Origin of the sequence: Streptomyces xylophagus (genome assembly GCF_000716435.1) — a bacterium.
Classification (GTDB): Bacteria; Actinomycetota; Actinomycetes; order Streptomycetales; family Streptomycetaceae; genus Streptomyces; species Streptomyces xylophagus.
Genome location: NZ_JNWO01000017.1, coordinates 102,702 through 116,523 on the forward strand (window position 1 = coordinate 102,702; position 13,822 = coordinate 116,523).

Annotated in this window: 9 protein-coding genes and 3 pseudogenes; 9 read left to right on the top strand and 3 right to left on the bottom strand. The window is 68.2% G+C overall.

The genetic code is table 11. The features are described from left to right. The first annotated feature begins 1 nt into the window (after position 1). The 6 genes from OO70_RS33010 to OO70_RS33035 all read left to right on the top strand — a co-directional run bounded on the left by OO70_RS33010 (position 2) and on the right by OO70_RS33035 (position 8,967). A complete protein-coding gene (locus OO70_RS33010; protein WP_043679378.1) occupies positions 2-1,627 on the top strand; it encodes a beta-N-acetylhexosaminidase in 1,626 nt (541 codons plus the stop codon). 234 nt (positions 1,628-1,861) lie between these two features. Next, a complete protein-coding gene (locus OO70_RS33015; protein WP_043679380.1) occupies positions 1,862-2,755 on the top strand; it encodes an FAD binding domain-containing protein in 894 nt (297 codons plus the stop codon). Beyond that, a complete protein-coding gene (locus tag OO70_RS33020; protein ID WP_043679384.1) occupies positions 2,752-4,404 on the top strand; it encodes a 2Fe-2S iron-sulfur cluster-binding protein in 1,653 nt (550 codons plus the stop codon). Before OO70_RS33015 ends, OO70_RS33020 begins: the two co-directional genes overlap by 4 nt. Further along, entirely contained in the window at positions 4,401-6,719 is a 2,319-nt protein-coding gene (locus tag OO70_RS33025; RefSeq protein WP_043679387.1) for a xanthine dehydrogenase family protein molybdopterin-binding subunit, read from the top strand. The genes OO70_RS33020 and OO70_RS33025 overlap by 4 nt, the downstream gene beginning before the upstream one ends. A 248-nt stretch (positions 6,720-6,967) precedes the next feature. Beyond that, complete coding sequence (locus OO70_RS33030) at positions 6,968-8,140, top strand: SUKH-4 family immunity protein (protein ID WP_043679390.1); 1,173 nt, start codon at positions 6,968-6,970, stop codon at positions 8,138-8,140. Between the two features lie 101 nt (positions 8,141-8,241). Beyond that, complete coding sequence (locus OO70_RS33035) at positions 8,242-8,967, top strand: DinB family protein (protein WP_043679393.1); 726 nt, start codon at positions 8,242-8,244, stop codon at positions 8,965-8,967. A 9-nt stretch (positions 8,968-8,976) separates the two neighbouring features. On the opposite strand, the gene OO70_RS33040 is transcribed toward OO70_RS33035, so the two are convergent. Further along, the gene (locus OO70_RS33040) at positions 8,977-9,363 is read right to left on the bottom strand and encodes an AQJ64_40280 family protein (protein WP_043679627.1); all 387 of its coding nucleotides are present in this window, start codon (positions 9,361-9,363) and stop codon (positions 8,977-8,979) included. A gap of 66 nt (positions 9,364-9,429) precedes the next feature. Then, a pseudogene (locus OO70_RS33045) lies at positions 9,430-9,839 on the bottom strand (antibiotic biosynthesis monooxygenase family protein). Positions 9,840-10,340: 501 nt separating this feature from the next. Between OO70_RS33045 and OO70_RS54790 the strand changes: the two are divergent. Together OO70_RS54790 and OO70_RS53990 are read left to right on the top strand one after the other, a co-directional pair. After that, positions 10,341-10,667: an effector-associated constant component EACC1 gene (locus tag OO70_RS54790; protein WP_267881243.1), complete on the top strand. Its 327-nt coding sequence runs from the start codon at positions 10,341-10,343 to the stop codon at positions 10,665-10,667. Beyond that, positions 10,664-12,148 carry a caspase family protein gene (locus OO70_RS53990; RefSeq protein ID WP_106971807.1) on the top strand — a complete coding sequence of 495 codons (1,485 nt, stop codon included), beginning with the start codon at positions 10,664-10,666 and terminating at the stop codon, positions 12,146-12,148. Before OO70_RS54790 ends, OO70_RS53990 begins: the two co-directional genes overlap by 4 nt. Here the strand turns inward: OO70_RS53990 and OO70_RS56240 are convergent. Next, a pseudogene (locus tag OO70_RS56240) lies at positions 12,145-12,472 on the bottom strand (transposase family protein); the annotation flags it as partial. The gene OO70_RS53990 and the pseudogene OO70_RS56240 overlap by 4 nt on opposite strands. Positions 12,473-12,480: 8 nt before the next feature. On the opposite strand from OO70_RS56240, the pseudogene OO70_RS33050 reads away from it, so the two are divergent. Beyond that, positions 12,481-13,757, top strand: a pseudogene (locus tag OO70_RS33050) (tyrosine-type recombinase/integrase). Positions 13,758-13,822: the final 65 nt, after the last annotated feature.

Genomic DNA, 13,822 nt, shown 5'->3' on the forward strand with positions numbered 1-13,822 from the left:
CGTGACCGAACTGATTCCTCAGCCCGGCGGTGTTGCCATCGGTTCCGGCGAGGTGCGGCTGACGAAGCGCTCCAAGCTCTACGCCGGCGACGCGACGGAAGGCGTCGGCAACTGGCTGCGCACCGTCCTCCAGCAGGCCACCGGTCTTCCGCTGCCCGAGGGGCGGGAGCTCGACGACGCCCGCGACGGCGGCATCGGGCTTCAACTCGACGACGCGCTCGGCCCCGAGGAGTATCGCCTCGTCAGCGACTCGAACGGGGTCTTCATCGAGGGCGGCGGCCCGGCCGGTGTCTTCTGGGGCGCCCAGACGCTGCGTCAACTCCTCGGCCCCGACGCGTATCGCAGGGCTCCGCTCCACCGCGACCGCACCTGGGCCGTGCCGCACCTCACGATCCAGGACTCCCCCCGCTTCCCGTGGCGCGGCCTCATGCTCGACGTGGCCCGGCACTTCATGCCCAAGGAAGGCGTCCTGCGCTACCTGGATCTGATGGCGGCGCACAAACTCAACGTCTTCCACTTCCACTTGACGGACGACCAGGGCTGGCGCGTACAGATCAAGCGGTACCCGAAGCTGACCGAGATCGGCTCCTGGCGGGCCCGCACGAAATTCGGCCACCGTGCCTCATCCCTGTGGGACGACAGGCCCCACGGCGGCTACTACACCCAGGACGACATCCGGGAGATCGTCGCCTACGCCGCCGAGCGGCATATCACCGTGGTCCCCGAAATCGACGTACCGGGACACTCGCAGGCCGCCATCGCCGCGTATCCGGAACTGGGCAACACCGACGTCATCGACACCAACTCCCTTCCCGTCTGGGACACCTGGGGGATCAACCCAAACGTACTGGCCCCCACTGACAACACCCTGCGCTTCTACGAGGGGGTGTTCGAGGAACTCCTGGAGCTGTTCCCCTCGGAGTTCATTCACGTCGGCGGTGACGAATGCCTCAAGGACCAGTGGAAGCAGTCGGCGACCGCGCAGGCGCGGATCGCGGAACTCGGGCTCGCGGACGAGGACGAGTTGCAGTCGTGGTTCATCGGACACTTCGACAAGTGGCTCTCCGCGCGCGGGAGAAGGCTCGTCGGCTGGGACGAGATCCTGGAGGGCGGTCTCGCGGAGGGGGCGGTCGTGTCGTCCTGGCGCGGTTACGAGGGCGGGATCACGGCCGCCCGCGCGGGCCACGACGTCGTCATGTGCCCTGAGCAACATGTGTACTTGGACTGGCGTCAGGCCCCCGGTGAGGACGAGCCGGTGCCGATCGCCCATGTGCGCACCCTGGAGGACGTCTACCGCTTCGAGCCCGTTCCCGAGCAGCTCAGCGAGGTCGAGGCCCGTCATGTGCTGGGCACGCAGGCCAACGTGTGGACCGAGGTGATGGAGGACCACGCACGCGTGGACTACCAGACGTTCCCCCGGCTCGCGGCGTTCGCCGAGGTCGCCTGGAGCGCGCTTCCGGCGCCCGCGGAACGGGACTTCGCCGACTTCGAGCGCCGGATGGCCGCCCACTATCCGCGCCTCGACGCCCTGGGCGTCGCCTACCGCCCGCCCACCGGTCCCCTGCCGTGGCAGCGGCGCCCCGGAGTGCTCGGACGACCCAAGGACGGCCCGCCCCCGAACGCGTAGAACGAGGAGGAGAGAAAAGCCCCAGGAGTCACCGATGAGTGGCAATTCGCGCATGCCGGTGATGCCGTACGAAAACGGACCATCTCCCTGATGAGGCGGGCGAATGCCTCCTAGCGGACCCCCGCGTTCGGGTCTTGCGAAGATGTGCCAGAGTTGCCACGTCCGCCCTGTCAGCACGTACCGTACGGCAGCAACAGGTGGGACCAGGTGGGGCAGCGGGAAGGGGCAGCCGGTTTGACCACGCACGCACCGCAGGCGGGGCAGTCCGTCACGCTGCCCACGACGCTGGACGAGGCCGTGGCGGCGCTCACGGCCCTGCCCACGGCCGTTCCCGTGGCCGGCGGCACCGACCTCATGGCGGCCGTCAACTCGGGGCAGCTCAGGCCCAGCGCGCTGGTCGGTCTCGGCCGGATCAGCGAGATCCGCGGCTGGCAGTACCAGGACGGGCACGCGCTGCTCGGCGCGGGCCTCACGCACGCCCGCATGGGCCGCCCGGACTTCGCCGCCCTCATCCCGGCGCTCGCGGCCTCCGCACGTGCCGCGGGCCCGCCGCAGATCCGCAACGCGGGCACCCTGGGCGGCAACATCGCCTCGGCCGCCCCCACCGGTGACGCGCTGCCCGTACTGGCCGCCCTGGAGGCGACGCTGATCATCGCGGGCCCGGGCGGAGCCCGCCGGGAGATCCCGGTGTCGCACCTCCTGGCCGGCGTGGAGATGCTGCGCGGCGGCGAACTCATCGGCTTCGTGCGCGTGCCGCTGCTGCACGCCCCACAGGTCTTCCTGAAGGCCACCGGCCGGACCGGCCCCGGGCGCTCGATGGCGTCCGTCGCGGTCGTCCTCGACCCCGCCCGGCGCGGGGTCAGGTGCGCCGTCGGCGCCATAGCGCCGATGCCGCTGAGACCGCTGGACGCCGAGCAGTGGGTGGCCCGGCTGATCGACTGGGACAACAGCCGCACGATCGTCCCCGAGGCGCTGAGCGCCTTCGGGGAGTACGTCGCGGCGGCCTGCATCCCCGACCCGGCCCCGGCCGAGGACGGGTCCGTGGAACAGCTTCCGCCCGCCGTACTGCACCTGCGGCGCACCGTCGCCGCACTGGCCCGACGAGCACTCGGGAGGGCGCTGTCGTGACCGACGACCAGCACGGAGAGAGCACCCCTCAGGGCGGCGGACGCTGGGACCCGCTGCCCCAGGGCGACTACGACGACGGTGCCACGGCCTTCGTGAAACTCCCCGAAGGGGGCATCGACGCCCTCCTGGCCGCCCCGGGCCACGGCTATGTGCCGCCGCCCATCACGGCCAACCCCGCCCAGGACGCGGACCCCTCGGGCACCGGCTCCTGGGCTGTGCCCGCAGAGGGCGTCCAGTGGCCCGACCCGAACGCCGTACCGCAGCAGGGGACGGCCGGGGGCGACCAGTTCTCGTACCGCCCCGGGGCCACCGGCCAGTGGACCTTCCAGGACACCAACGCCCCGGACGGGGGTGCCGCTTCCGGGCGCGACGTGACCGGGGAGTGGTCGATCCCCGTCGCCGGTGGTGATCTGCCGGACGAATCGGGCGAGTTCACCACGTCGGCCCTGGTCGAGCAGTGGGGCGGTACCCCGCCCGCCACCCTGCCCGGCGGCGCGCCCGCGCCCTGGGCGACGGACGGCGCGGGCCAGAACTGGGCACAGCAGGCGTCCGGCGCGGACGTGGCGGAGCGGCCGGACACCCGGCCCGGTGAGCACACCGACGGGCGCGGAATGGCGCATCCGGGGACGCACGCGACCGGCGAGGTGTCCCCGCAGGCGACCGCCCGTACGCCCGCCGAGGCGCCCCGGCAGCCGTACGCGGAACCCCAGGGCGACCCGTACGCGCACACCCGGACCGACGCCGCCGGCGACCCCTACGGCGACGCGCGCGCCGACCACCACGACGACGCCTCCGCCGAACTCGCCGCGACCGACGCGCAGTCGGCTCAAGGCAGCAGCGGGGCGGGCGACGATGTCGAAGGCGCCGAGGAAGCCGCTGAGGGCCTCGCTGAGCCGTCCGCGACGGCCGACGCGGCCGAGGGTGCCCAAGCCGCCCCGGAGGCCGCTGAGGCCCCCGTGACGGCCGCCGGGCCCGACGCGCTGGACGAGGCCGCCGAACCGGCCCCGAAGATCCCCGGCGAGGAACACCCGCTCGCCTCCTACGTGTTGCGCGTCAACGGCGCCGACCGGCCCGTCACCGACGCCTGGATCGGCGAGTCGCTGCTCTACGTGCTGCGCGAACGCCTCGGCCTCGCGGGCGCCAAGGACGGCTGCTCGCAGGGCGAGTGCGGAGCCTGCAACGTCCAGGTCGACGGACGGCTCGTCGCCTCCTGTCTGGTACCCGCCGTGACCGCCGCCGGCTCCGAGGTCCGTACGGTCGAGGGTCTCGCCGTCGAGGGGCAGCCCTCGGACGTGCAGCGGGCGCTCGCCAAGTGCGGTGCCGTACAGTGCGGTTTCTGCGTGCCCGGCATGGCGATGACCGTGCACGACCTCCTGGAGGGCAACCCCGCGCCCACCGAACTGGAGGCGCGCCAGGCCCTGTGCGGCAACCTGTGCCGCTGCTCCGGCTACCGGGGTGTCCTGGACGCCGTACAGGAAGTCGTCGCCGAACGCGAGGCGCACGCCGCGGCCGCCGAACCTGAGTCGGACGGCGACGAGGCGCGTATTCCCCACCAGGCGGGACCCGGAGCCGGTGGTGTCCACCAGTCGGCGTTCGAGTCGCCGCGCACGCAGGACCAGGTGTACGGCCAGGACGGAGGTCAGGCGTGAGCAACGAAGCCGCCACCGCGACCACGGAGGCCGCGCCCGCCCCGGAGCATCCGGGCCACGGCCTGGGCGCCTCGCTCCCGGCCGCCGACGCCCGCGCCAAGACCGAGGGCACCTTCCCGTACGCCGCCGACCTGTGGGCCGAGGGCCTGCTGTGGGCGGCCGTCCTGCGCTCGCCGCACCCGCACGCGCGCATCGTGTCCGTCGACACGTCCCACGCGCGCGACATGCCGGGCGTACGGGCCGTCATCACCCACGAGGACGTGCCCGGCAGAGACCGGTACGGCCGGGGCACCGCCGACCGCCCGGTGTTCGCCTCCGAGGTCGTACGCCACCACGGGGAGCCCATCGCCGCCGTCGCCGCCGACCACCCCGACACCGCGCGGATGGCCGCCGCCGCCATCATGGTCGAGTACGAAGTACTCGACCCGGTGACCGACCCCGAGCAGGCCTTCGAGGCCGAGCCGCTGCACCCCGACGGCAACCTGATCCGGCACATCCCGCTGCGCCACGGCGACCCGGACGCGTCCGGCGAGATCGTCGTGGAGGGCCTGTACCGCATCGGCCGCCAGGACCCCGCCCCCATCGGCGCCGAGGCCGGCCTCGCCGTGCCCCGCCCCGACGGCGGCGTCGAGCTGTACATCGCCTCCACGGACCCGCACACCGACCGCGACACGGCCGCCGCCTGTTACGGCCTGGAGCCCGACCGCGTGAAGGTCGTCGTCACCGGCGTCCCCGGGGCCACCGCCGACCGCGAGGACCAGGGCTTCCAACTCCCGCTCGGACTCCTGGCGTTGAAGACCGGCTGCCCGGTCAAACTCACTGCCACGCGCGAGGAGTCCTTCCTCGGCCACACCCACCGCCACCCCACGCTCCTGCGCTACCGCCACCACGCCGACGAGGACGGCCGCCTGGTCAAGGTCGAGGCCCAGGTACTCCTCGACGCGGGCGCCTACGCCGACACCTCCTCGGAGGCCCTGGCCGCCGCCGTCTCCTTCGCCTGCGGCCCGTACGTCGTCCCGAACGCCTTCATCGAGGGCTGGGCCGTCCGCACCAACAACCCGCCCTCCGGCCACGTGCGCGGCGAGGGCGCCATGCAGGTCTGCGCCGCCTACGAGGCGCAGATGGACAAGCTCGCCAAGAAGCTCGCCATGGACCCGGCCGAACTGCGCCTGCGCAACGCCATGGCCACCGGTGACGTCCTCCCGACCGGCCAGACGGTGACCTGCCCGGCACCCGTCGCCGAACTCCTCCAGGCCGTACGGGACTTCCCGCTGCCGCAGCTCCCCAAGGACACCCCCGAGGACGAGTGGCTGCTGCCCGGCGGCCCCGAGGGCGCGGGCGAACCGGGCGCGGTGCGCCGGGGCGTCGGCTACGGCCTCGGCATGGTCCACATGCTCGGCGCCGAGGGCGCCGACGAGGTCTCCACGGCCACCGTGAAGGTCCACGACGGCATCGCGACAGTCCTGTGCGCGGCCGTGGAGACCGGCCAGGGCTTCACCACCCTCGCCCGCCAGATCGTCCAGGAGACCCTGGGTATCGACGAGGTGCACGTAGCCCCCGTAGACACCGATCAACCTCCTGCCGGCCCCGGCTGCCGAGGCCGCCACACCTGGGTCTCGGGCGGCGCGGTCGAACGAGCCGCCAAGATGGTCCGCACCCAACTCCTCCAGCCCCTGGCGCACAAGTTCGGGATGTCGACCGAGCTGCTCCAGATCACCGACGGCAAGATCACGTCGTACGACGGAGTCCTGTCTACGACCGTCACGGAGGCCCTGGACGGCAAGGAACTGTGGGCCACCGCCCAGTGCCGCCCGCACCCGACCGAGCCCCTGGACGAGGCGGGCCAGGGCGACGCCTTCGTAGGCCTCGCGTTCTGTGCGATCCGCGCGGTGGTCGACGTAGACATCGAACTCGGCTCCGTACGGGTCGTCGAGTTGGCCCTCGCCCAGGACGTCGGCCGCATCCTGAACCCGACCCAACTGGTCGCCCGCATCGAGGGCGGCGTCACCCAGGGCGTAGGCATCGCGTTGACGGAAAACCTGCGCACCGCGCGCGGGTTGATCCGCCACCCCGACCTCACCGGCTACGCCCTGCCCACCGCCCTGGACACCCCCGACATCCGCATCGTGAAACTCGTCGAGGAACGTGACGTGGTCGCCCCCTTCGGGGCGAAGGCGGTCAGCGCGGTACCGGTGGTCACCTCCCCGGCGGCGATCGCCGCCGCGGTACGCGCCGCGACGGGCCGCCCCGTGAACCGCCTCCCGATCCGCCCGCAGGCGGCGGTGGTGACGAACAACGGGCCCTACGGGCAGTAGGCGGCGCAGGCAGAGCGGTTGCCGAGGGACGGGAACGTTCACGGGTGGTCTGAGCGTCTGATGGGGTGAGGACGTTTCGCGTCCGTCCGCGCCCTGCGAGGCGTTTTCGCTGCGGGTTCACCGCGTTTTCGCTGGTCAGAGCCATTGTCAGTGGTGCCGCGTAGTGTTCTGGGCAGTGGGGATGACAGCGGAACACCAGTGCCGCACGGGGATGATTCACGCACGGGGGAACCATGCACGGGGGAACGATGAGCAGGACCGACGCCGGTTCCACGGCGACCATGACCGCGATCACCTTGACCGAGGACGACCTCGATCCGTACATCACGCACGCGTCGACGCGCCGCTGGCTGACGGGCCCCGGACTGCCGGGCGACAGCGCCCTGTTGACGTTCGGGGAGCTGCGCAGGGAGGGCCTGCGGACGGTGGCGGACTCGCTGGGCGACCCCGACCCCCTGGCGGCGGAGCTCCGGGACCAGCTGGTGATAGGCGCGCTGTGGGGCCCCGACGGCGGCGAGGCGGAGTCGATCCTGTTGGACGGCGAGACGGGCGAGATCGCGACGACGTACTTCTTCCACGACCGCCCGGACCTGATGGAGACCGGCCCGCTGGCCCCGTCGATCGAAACGCTGACGCGCTTCACGGCGACGACGGACGAACTGACGGCCCTGCGCGGCCAGTTCGCGTCCTACAAGGGCCGCCACGGCACGAAGACGGCGGCGGAGGCATCACGCCAGCTGCTCGCGGTGTTCGAGTCGGAGACGCCCGGCGAGGTGCCCCCGTTCTGGAAGGCGGCGGCACTGATCCGCCCGCTGGCCCTGGTCGCCGGCCCCGGCACGACATCGGGCTTGACCCTCGACATCCCGGCCCGCCTCCTGGACCAGGAGTTCGGTCAGGGCACGGTCGCCCGCTTCGAGGAGGTCGACTTCCCCGCGACCCTCACCCACGAGCCGACCCGCCGCTTCCTGCGCGAGACGGGCCTGCCCGAGGACGCGTTCCTCTTCCAGCTGGACACGGACGTCCCGCTCCCCACCCTCTCCGAGTTCTACGAGGACGAGCCGGCCGAGGAACTCCCGCCCCGGGCCGACCACTTGATTCGCCTCGGCTACCTCCTGGAGGACAACAGCCTGGTGGTGGACGGCGCAACGGGCGAGATCCTGACCTGGAGCGAGCCGGAAACGACACTGGCTCCCCTCAACACGGACGTCTCGACCCTCGCCTTCACCCTCTGGCTGCTCCACCGCGAGAAGGCGATAGACGCGGACCTGTCGGGCGAGCTGACGGCAGAGGCGTACGACCAGTTGGCCACGACGATGCTTCAGACCCTGTCGACGGTGGACCCCACGGGGACGGATGCCCGAATGGCCGGCCGGCACTACTGGACGGAGGCGTTCCAGGACGAGGCGGGCGGGGTGCTCTGACGCGTACGCGGCCGGTCCCGGTCCGCCGAGGAATTCGGTCGCGCCGAGCGAGGTGAGCCGTTACCGTCCGCCTGACCGCACCGTGGCGAGGGGGACCGGACATGAAGACCGAGAGCGGCGTACGGCGGACCGGCCGACTGGGCTTGCTGCTGGAGCAGTTCGACAAGGCCCGGGAGATGGCCCAGGTACGACTGACGGGACTCGGCGACGAGGAGTACCTGTGGGAGCCGGCCCCCGACTGCTGGTCGCTCCGACGCCGGAACGAGGCGGCGACACCGAGGGCGTTCGGACCGGGGGAGTGGGTGCTCGACCTGGGCGCGGCGGACATCCCGGCGAGCGAGTACGCCGAGGTAGCCCGCCAGGCCGCCGACGGGATGACCGTCACCAAGATCGCCGAGGACTGGAGCGTGAGCGTCGAACGGGTCGAGGAGATCCTGGCCCACACGGGCGAGCCGGACCCGGACAAGACCCCGATCACGACCATCGCGTGGCGTCTCGGCCACCTGCACTTCCAGTTCGCGGGGGCGTGGGAGTGGACGTTCGGTGAGCGGCGCCAGGACCCGAAGCAGATGATCGACTTCAGTCCCTCGGCGGCCCTGACCCTCGACCAGTTCTGGCCGGTGATCGACCGCTGGCGCGCAGCGGTAGCCACGGTCACGGAGGACCAGTTGGACGTGATCGGCTTCTCCCAGTACCCGTACGGCTCGGACCCCGACGACCCGTACGTGGCCGTGGTGGCGGGGGCCAACCTGGAATTCATCCACCACATGGCGGAGATCGCGCTGCTGCGGGATCTGTGGCGGGCGCGGGATGCGAGCGGGCTGTGAGTCGGTGAGTCAGGTACCGGGGTGAGCGCTCCACGCGTTCTGGAGAGCCGCAGGCACGTCCGCCCCGAGAACCGCGCGCATCGTCAACCCGCCCGGCAGCATGGGCAGTTCGGCCCAGTGGGTCACGGTCTCGGCACTGGCGAGGCCGTAGGGCAGCCGGACGATCCCGTCGGAGTCGACGAAGCAATCCCGGTGCTCGGTCCCGTCGTCGCTGAAGTGCAGAGTCGTGAAGTACATGGGTCTGACTAGCCAGAATTCCTCACCCAGCGCGGTGTCGGACTGGCCGCCGTCCTCGGCCGAATACCGACCGGTGATCGCCGCTGCGACAGGCGTCCCACTCGAAGGCAGTGCGCTGCGCGCTTCGACCCATCTCACCACGGTGTCCAGACTCGTCATCTCCACGCCCGGCAAGACGACTTGGGGCTCCGGGAGGTTGCTTGAGATGCCCGGTAGGTAGTGCTGTTAGTCGTTGGTCCGGCTCCCGGCCATGTCCTGCCTCTGCGGGACCTGTGCTCGCAGGAACCCGTGGCTCCGCTCCACCTTCGCCACATGTAGCGTGTAGCTCTGGTACCACTGGTCCCGCCCGCGCTTGTGCGCCGCACGATGCTCGGCGTTGCTCCGCCACTCCGTGAGGGCGTCGGCGTCGCGGAAGTACCCGAAGTACCCGACGGTTATACCCAGCCCACCCGGAGTCTGAGCGTGGTCCATCCCCAGGAACCCGGGGATGTCCTTCACCAGGTCTTCCATACGTGCGTTGGTCTCGCGGTAGCCGCTCTGCTCCTGGGGCCGCACCGTGTGGTGAAGACAGCAACGTAGTAAGGGGGTTCATAGGCCTCGACGGGCGTGATGGGCGCTTCGGAGTGATCGCTCATGGCGCCACCGTGAGGCAGGACGAAGACCGTCTACCCGGCCCTTGCACGGTGTGGTGCTCTGTGGAGCCAGGTCAGTCGGCAGTGGACCAAGCGGCTAATGATGGAGTTTGCGCAGCTCGCCCACTCCCGATTGCATTCGCCAGCGCTCGGCGTGGGTGACGCCGTGTTACAGAGACAGCCTCAGGGCCCATCGCTCACACTCGGATACAGCTGTCGTGGCTGTGTAGAAGGCCAACCTGCGCCTTGCAATGAGCGATGAGAGTTCCGGCGACATTGGGACCTCGATCGGTTGATCGAAGCACACATGGGCGAACAGCGGCCGACAAACTTCCGCGCAGGAAAAATTCCGATTCTCATCGCGAAGACTCGTCCCGTCCGTAGAATGAGTCGGTGACGCACACGCGCCGGGGGCGCAGAGTAATCCTCGGAGGAAGCGTCAGACAGTGCACATTGCAGAGGGGGAATGTGAAGGCCGAGATTCGGTTCGTAGGCGGTGAAAGTGTGCCCCTCCTGGAGTCTATGAAATCTTGGCTCGTGATGGAGGACGAGCTAAGAGGGCGTGTGAGCGTCTGCAGCACCATCGGCAAGGGTGACCTGGGTACAGGAATCGACCTTCTTTCCGTGGTCGTCGGCAGCGGCGGCGCTGCCACTGTGCTTATTTCATCTATAAGCGCATGGCTTCAGCAGCCCCGAAAATCGGATGTGGTCGTGAAAGTGACGACATCCGACGGGAAATCCATCGAGATTGATGCCAAGCGTGTCACGACTTTGGAAGCGCAGGAGCTGCTGAGGAACGCCTTTGAGGCGGATCAAAGAGAAGGAACATGAAGCGCGCGCTACCGGAGCCCCGTAAGTCGAGGGTTGTGCTGATCGGTACATCTAAGTATGAATCGACGGATTTGGAAGATGTTCCGGCAATTGAGAGGAACCTTAGCTCTCTGAAGCAGTTTCTTACGTCGGAAGAGGGCGGGATCGTGCCGACGGAGAACTGCACGGTAATCGAGAATCCGAAAAGTCAGGCCGTGGTAGGGGAAGGGATTGCTCGAGCCGCGGACGCCGCTGAAGATCTTCTGCTAATTTACTACTCAGGCCATGGGTTATTGAGCAGTGCGCGGCATGAACTTTTTTTGGGGATGCAGGGAACTGCGACAGGATCTCACCTCCCGTTCACTGCAGTTGACTTCTCCCATGTACGTGATGCATGTCTGGGGAGTTCGGCCCGAAGCCGGGTCTTGATCCTTGATTGTTGCTATTCGGGGCGTGCGATTCCCGGGACACTGTCAGCAGGGTCGACTAGTTCACTCTTTCTAAATCAGGTCCAAGTGTCAGGTACGTATACGCTCACAGCATCACCGGCTAATTCGGTTGCCAAGGTTTATCCCGGCGCCCTGCATACCGTTTTTACGGGCGAGCTTCTGAGAGTTCTACGCGATGGGGTGCCTGGCGGCGAAGAGATGTTGACTTTAGGTACTCTGTACAGGGCCCTCCATGCCTCGCTGCGGGAAAGCGGAAATCCTGTCCCTCAGCAATGCAATACTGCCCTTGCAGAATCGATTGCGATTGGTCGAAACTATGCTTTCGATCTCTCGTCGAAGAGTGCAACTTATGAATTGCGTGATTCGGCGAGTGGATCGGGCGTGTCAGGAGAGGTTCCGCTTAGCTTCGCGACCTTCACTCCAGGTAGAACAGTGGAGGTGCCCAAAGTTCCGAGATCTCAAGCTGAGCGCTCCAAGCTGATGGTCGAGAGGCCTCATAGCTGGGAGTATCTTCTCTATGCATCATCGCTTTATCTGGGGCTGCGATCTCTTGATGGTAAATGGCGCCAGTATGAGGAGGGGCGAGGTGAAAATTCTCGCCGTATGAGTGTGGCTCAACTTTGCAGATATCTAGATGATTCCATTGGGGAGTTGCAGAAGATCATTTCGGAGATCGATGAATGCTTGAGTCAAGAACTGCAAGATCAGGCTTTTGAGCCTACAACTGGTCAAGAAAACCCTGACCTCATCATGCGTATGGCTAGCCGTCTCGTCGGAGTTTTGGAGGACTTGCTCGGATGGGCAATGGCTATCCGAGGAATTGAATCTCACCGTAAGGCAGGTAAACTCATCAAAAGCGCGGCATCGCTGGCTGATCTCCCTGCTCGCCAAGTTCGAGCTTTTATTGAAGAATACATTAAGGAGACTGACGATCTGAATCGGCAGTATGCCGAGAGCGAGACGGGATCCGTCTCGGTGCACTTGACTCTTAAACTGGAAATTGACCAGGCGGCCATTGATGATTTTCTTGGAGAGCGCACCCGATTGAACTAGCCGATACAGAAGGGTCTGCTCGCACCGGCCAACTGAAACGGGCGATTCGGGCTTCTCCGAGATCTGAGGAAGATACGCCAGGGCTTGAGTCGTGCGATGCCGCGTTCGACCGGTGCCCACTGCGGACGGCGCACGGTTGACGGTCTGTTGGGTGGGTGTGAGTTCACGGCCCGGCGGGCATCTGAGGGCCTCGTCACCCATGGGCCAGCTCTCCCAATAGGCACGGTCGGCGGGGACCGGGATGCCCTGGCGCTTGCAGATCCTGATGATCCGGTGGGTGGCGACCGTGGTGAGGTTGTGCGCACGACCGAGCGGTGCGGGCGAGTCTGCCTGTGGCAGAGGACGAGAAGAAGCGCACCCGACAGCCCAACGGCCGCAGCTCGATCTACTTCGGCAAGCACGGCAAATGGCACGGCCGCGTCACCGTCGGCGTGCGTGACGCCGGAACGCCGGACCGCCGTCATGTCGAGCGCAAGACCCGTGCGGAAGTCACTGAGGCCGTACGGGAGTTGGAGAAGCAGCACGATGCCAAGACCGTGCGTAAGCCCGGCAAGCCCTGGACGGTCAAAGCATGGTTGACGCACTGGATCGAGAACGTCGCGTCCCTCTCGGTCAACGACAACACGATGGTCGGGTACGGCGAAGCCGTCCAGAAGCACCTCATCCCCGGCTTGGGCGCTCACAGGCTCGACAAGCTCAAGCCGGAACACATCGAGGTGCTCTACGCGAAGCTGCAGGCCAACGGCAGCAAGCCTGCGACCGCACACCAGGTGCACCGCACCTTCCGCGCTGCGCTCAACGAGTCGGTACGGCGCGGCCACCTAGGGAAGAACCCGGTTCTGTTGGCCAAGCCTCCGAAGGTGGGTGAGTACGAGGTGGAGCCCTACACCGTGCAAGAGGTGCAGCGTCTGTTGAAGGCTGCCGACCGACACCGCAACTCCGCACGCTGGGCCGTGGCTCTCGCCCTCGGACTGCGTCAGGGGGAGGTGCTGGGCCTGAAGTGGGACGAGGCGGACCTTGACGGTGGGTTCCTAGTGGTCCGCCGCAGTCGGCATCGGCCGCAGTTCGCGCACGGGTGCTCGGAGCCCTGCGGACGCAAGGCTGGGTACTGCCCGGAGAAGCGACGCAAGAACCCGGAGACGTCCACCACCAAGTCTCGCGCCGGCCGCCGCGCGGTCGGACTCCCGGAACAACTCGTCGACCTACTGCGAGCGCACCGCAAGGCCCAAGAGGCGGAGAGACAGGAGGCGGGTAAACGCTGGATGGAAGGCGGCTGGGTGTTCCCGACGAACACGGCCGCAGTCCCTCCCACCGGAGGGACTGGACTGAGTGGAAGGATCTCCTGACAGAGGCGAACATCCGGGACGGGCGCCTGCACGACGCGCGCCACACGGCCGCCACGGTTCTGCTCATCCTCGGAGTGTCCGAGAGGGCCGTCATGGGCCTCATGGGATGGTCGACTACTGCCATGGCAGCTCGGTATCAGCACATGGTCAACGCCGTGCGGGCCGACGTGGCGCGGCAGGTCGACGGGCTGAGCTGGAAGCCCCAGGCGGACCGGCCGGACGATGAGGACGGCGCGGCCGGCGCGCTCGTACGGGCCCACTGAATCGAGAAACGGTGAGCAGTGGGGCGGCACTCTTTCGAGGGGTGCCGCCCTGTTCCTTCCACGAA